2 protein-coding genes are annotated in these 4,706 nt (G+C 51.9%); both read right to left on the reverse strand.

What is annotated here, in order from left to right:
- Nucleotides 1-491 precede the first annotated feature (491 nt).
- Nucleotides 492-1,718: a sodium/glutamate symporter gene (gltS, locus tag KDK13_RS08745; RefSeq protein WP_257284594.1), complete on the reverse strand. Its 1,227-nt coding sequence runs from the start codon at nucleotides 1,716-1,718 to the stop codon at nucleotides 492-494.
- 21 nt (nucleotides 1,719-1,739) lie between these two features.
- On the reverse strand, nucleotides 1,740-4,706 hold a 2,967-nt coding region (locus tag KDK13_RS08750), incomplete at its 5' end, for an SbcC/MukB-like Walker B domain-containing protein (protein WP_257284595.1).

The raw sequence follows: 4,706 nt of genomic DNA on the forward strand, positions 1-4,706 counted from the left end.
TCAGAACGCTATTTATTCAGGATGAGTGTCTCCCGACCACTGCATTACGGTAGTCCGGCATATGTCATATCTGTCTGGCTGAGCTTACATTTTTTCCCTGTTTCTGAAGAGTGGAGTAGGTCGGCCTTGGGAATGCAATTTCCTTGGGTTTACGTTCAGCCGACGGGAACTGAAAGTGAAGGTTAGCGATAAAGCGCTGGTGAAACTGAAAGGGACTGTCAAAGAGCTGAGCCGTCGAACGAGAGGCCATTCAATCACCCAGATTATCGCAGAGCTGAGAAAATCCCTGCAGTGATTTGAACCGCAAGAAAAAACCCGACTCAAACGGAGCGGTCACTCCTTGTCGGGCTTCTCTCTTCGTCCTTAGCGGAGTCGAAAGACGCAAACTCCGAACCCGGATAGATCGTGCAAAACACCCTTCGACTCCGCTAAGGGTGAGCGGAGATTACACGTCAATCTCATTGGAATGACGTAACGGGGTCGATGATTGATTAACCAAAAACCGACAATGTCGCCTGCAAAATAATCAGGTTGACAATATCAATAAAGAAGGCCCCGACAATAGGCACAACCATAAACCCCTGGGGTGAAGGGCCGAAGCGGTTAACGACAGAACCCATGTTCATGACCGCTGTGGGTGTTGCTCCCAGGCCAAAACCACAGTGACCGCTGGCAATAACAGCCGCATCATAGTCTTTCCCCATTACCCTGAAGGTAACCACATAAGCAAAGATGGCCAGCATGGTGGACTGTGCCAGCAAGATGATCAGGATCGGGATGGCCAGATCGAGAATATTCCAGAGCTTCAGGCTCATCAGGGCCATGGCCAGAAACAGGGCCAGTGACACTGTGCCCAGAATATCGACAGTTTCAATATCCAGCTTCTTCACCTTGGTGACTTCCAGTGTGTTGGTGATGATCACGCCGATAAACAGGGCATAGACAAAATCCGGAATCATCAGCCATTTGACCTCGAAGCTGTTGACCCAGATTTCCAGGTATTTGGCACCGGTCACACAGATCAGAATCATGAACAGTGATTCAATCATCTTTTTTGAGGTGACCTTGTCTTCCTCATTTTCGTTGTAAGTCACCAATTCAGGAAACTGCTCATGGGTTCTGTTGGTGTTGCCGTATTTGGATTTAAGTCCAAATTTATCCACCAGGCGCTGTGCCACCGGACTGCCAATAATTCCGCCCATGATCAGGCCAAAGGTGGCTGAAGCCATGGCAATCTCAAGCACATTGTTCATGCCGTACACGGTCTGGAAGGTCTGGGACCAGGCAGCACCGGTGCCGTGACCACCGGAAAGGGTGATTGATCCGGCAATCAACCCCATCAGCGGGTCAAGCCCCAGCAGGGTGGCCAGTGACATACCCAGGCCATTTTGCAGCACGATGTACAGGGACGCCACGGCAAGGAAGATCAGCACCTTGACTCCACCTTTGATGAGCTGGGTATAGCTGGCAGCCAGGCCAACCGTGGCAAAGAACATCAACATAAAGGTGTTCTGCAGGGGCAGGTTGAACTCAATGTCGATACCATTGAAGTGAAGCCCGGCAATACCCGCCGCAACGATAAGCCCGCCAACAATAGGCTCAGGAATATTGAACTTCTTCAATACCGGAATGCGGGCGTTGATAAAATGCCCCAGGAACAACACAAAAATGGCAATGAGAAACGACTCAAGCGCGCCAACAGTCAGTAGTTGATTCATAAACCCTCAAAATAAAAGTGATCAGATACAGGCAAAGCATCTATCCAGTTTGCTATAACCCAGTCCGGTTTCTTTTATTATTTCTATCCGGGTGGGAATCCGTTCTTTCAGGGATTCGATATGGGAGATGATACCGACCATCTTCCCACTGGCATTCAGGCTATCCAAGGCGCTGAGTGCTGTTTCCAGCGTTTCCTGATCCAGTGTACCAAACCCTTCGTCCAGAAACAGTGAGTCGATACGGGTTTTGTGGCTGACCAGGTCTGAAAGTCCCAGTGCCAGTGCCAAACTGACCAGGAAGCTTTCACCGCCAGACAGGGTTTTGATATCCCTTGCGGAGTCACCCTGCCAGGTATCCAGCACCTCAAGGCTGAGTTCATCGTTGCTCTTTCGGTTGAGCAGATAGCGGGCATGGAGCCGTTCCAGCTGTCGGTTGGCCAGAAGAATCAGATGATCCAGCGTCAGGCCCTGGGCAAATTTACGGAATTTGTCACCTTTGCTGGAGCCAATCAGGCCACTGAGTTGCGCCCAAACCTGATATTGGTGCTCTCGTGCAGCAATATCTTTGAACAGGCTTGCCTGGCCGAGACGTTTTTCGTCGTCATCTTTCAGCGCCTGAGTAATTTCACCCTGCCGTTGGTTGATTAAACGAATACGATTCTCCAGTTCCGTCAGCACTTCAGTCACTTCATCCAAAGACAGTGTAGTCGCTGGCTGTTCATTCTGTGCCTTGAGATAGTGTGCTTTCAGGTTGGCTTCAGCGGAGGCAAGCTTGCCTTTTGCCTCATGCAGCTGTTGTTCGATGGATTGTTTCAGCCCGGTCAGCGTCTTGCGCTCTTCTTTAGCCAGCAGAGCCTTCCGGAAATGTTCACTGTCCCGGAATGGACTGTCATTTAATAACATCTGCCAGGTTGTTTCGGCCATCTTCAGGCCTTCGCTCAATGTTTCCTGTTCAATGGTCTGCTGGCGGAGGATTCCGGTCAGTTGACCCAGCTGTTCATCAATCGCTTGCAACTGGTTCTGGCTTTGTTGATGGCTTGCCTTGGCTGCAACAACCAGTGACTTCAGTCGCCCTCGCTCCTCACTGACGATTTTCTGGCCAAACAGTTCGTGGCGTTTCTGTTGCTGCTGCTGTCTGTGGGTGTTGGTGTCAGCCAATAGTGCCTGATGTTCGCGGATCAGTTCGTCGGCTTTTTGCCGGGTTTGATGCTGATAACCCAGCTGTTGGGTAACGGCCTGGATCTTCTCATTCAGCACTTTCTGTTCCGCCGTGACGTTCTGCCATTGTCGCCAGTTTTTTTCCTGTTGACTCAACCATGTTGACTGCTCTGACAGGATAGGCATCTCCAGATGCAGCGCCGTCTGAATTCTCTGCCGGATCCTGTCTTCCAGAGCCTGGCTGGCCTGTTGGCTTTGCTCAAGCTGTTGACGCCTGTCGGACAGCTGTCGGTCAATCTGGTTTTGCTGATGCTGGTTAACATCCCGTTGATGGGTCTGTTGGGTAATGTCGTTATTCAGCTGATCCAGCTGCTGCTGCTCAAGTTGAATCTGGCGATTAAGCTGGCTCAGTGCTTCAAGCTGCTTTTTCCGGATCTCCCCACTGTCGATAAACCGTTGAAAGTGGTTTTGATAAGCTTCAGGGTTATTGACCGGGAGTGAAAGCGACAGTGTATTGCTGGTGGCGGACCAGTCGGATGTGACCTGGGCAATCTGGTGCTGCAGTTTGTTGATGGTCTGTTCCGACGATTCCAGCTGTACCTGCAGGCGCGCAGCTTCTCTGCCCAGCTTCTCTCCCTGAATGTGCAGCTGCTCCAGTTCCTGCTGCCTGGCTGTTAAGCGCTGTTCAGTATCGGAAATATTCAGTTGCTGATAATGTTCAATCGCCGGGTGCGCTGTAGCACCGCACAGCGGGCATGCCTCTCCGGCCTGCAGTTGGTCGCGATAGTCCTGCAGGCTGGTGATCTGCCGCTCCCGGGTTAACAACTGTTCCAGATCCTGACAGTGCTGTCTGGCATTGCGGTACTCTGCCCTGCATCCCTCAACTTTGCCGGTGTACTGCGCTACCGATTGCTGCAGGTGGTGATGGAGGCTCTGCTCTTTCTGCAAATCACCGGTGCAACTGATCAATTGCTGGTTGAGGTTGTTCAGGTGCAGCCATATTGGGTACTGGTCATTCCACTGTTGATGATCCGCCTGAAGCTGTTCCTCTTCCTGGCCATTCAGCAGGATTACTTTGTGCTCAATCCGTGTTTTATTCTGGCTGGCGCGTTGCTCCAGGGTGCTGGTCAGGGACTGAATATGGGCTTCCAGTTTTCGCTGTTGTGCGCCCAGGTTCTGGCGTTCCTGCTCTAACTGATCAATGGCTTGAACAAACTGTTGTTCACCCTGGCCAGCGGCTTCACGTTGCTCAAACAGGGTTTGTAATACCGGCAGCTGTTCGCCCAGCGTTTGCTGGTGCGCATTCTGTTCCAGGTAACGGTTTGCCACCTGGAGCTGACCAGTCAGTTGTTCCCGGGACTGCTGGTTATCAGCAATGCTTTTGTCCAGGGTGTTCCGCTCATGTTCAGCCGCCTGCAATTTGCCGTGGATGGCCTGCTGTTCATTGGTCAGCCTTTGCAGTTCAGCGTCCAGGGGGATGACCTGCTCGACCAGCAGGGATTCGGTTTGCTCCTGTTCCTGCTGGCCGTTTTCCCAGGCGCTCAGCAGAATCTGATTCTGCTTCCGGAGGCTTTCCACCTTTTCGGTGGTAACCTGTTTTTCCTGTTGATGTTCGGCCAGTGTCTTTTGTATCTGCTGATGCTTTTGTTTCAGTTCACTCAATCGTTCCCAGTCCGGCAGAAGCTCCAGGGCGGGCAGGGCCTGCTCCAGACGGTTTAATGGTTCGCTGTGTTCTGCCTGTCGTTGAATGGCATTGTCCAATGACTCCCGGGCTTTATGCTGTTCCCGTTCTCTGCTGGCCAGCTCTTCCAGCCAACGCTTCTGCCGGGT

The organism is Endozoicomonas sp. SESOKO1, from assembly GCF_024606265.1.
Taxonomy (GTDB): Bacteria; Pseudomonadota; Gammaproteobacteria; order Pseudomonadales; family Endozoicomonadaceae; genus Endozoicomonas.

Coding starts and splice junctions, on each gene's coding strand:
- gltS (WP_257284594.1), bottom strand. CDS start 1,718: ATGAATCAACTACTGACTGTTGGCGCGCTTGAGTCGTTTCTCATTGCC.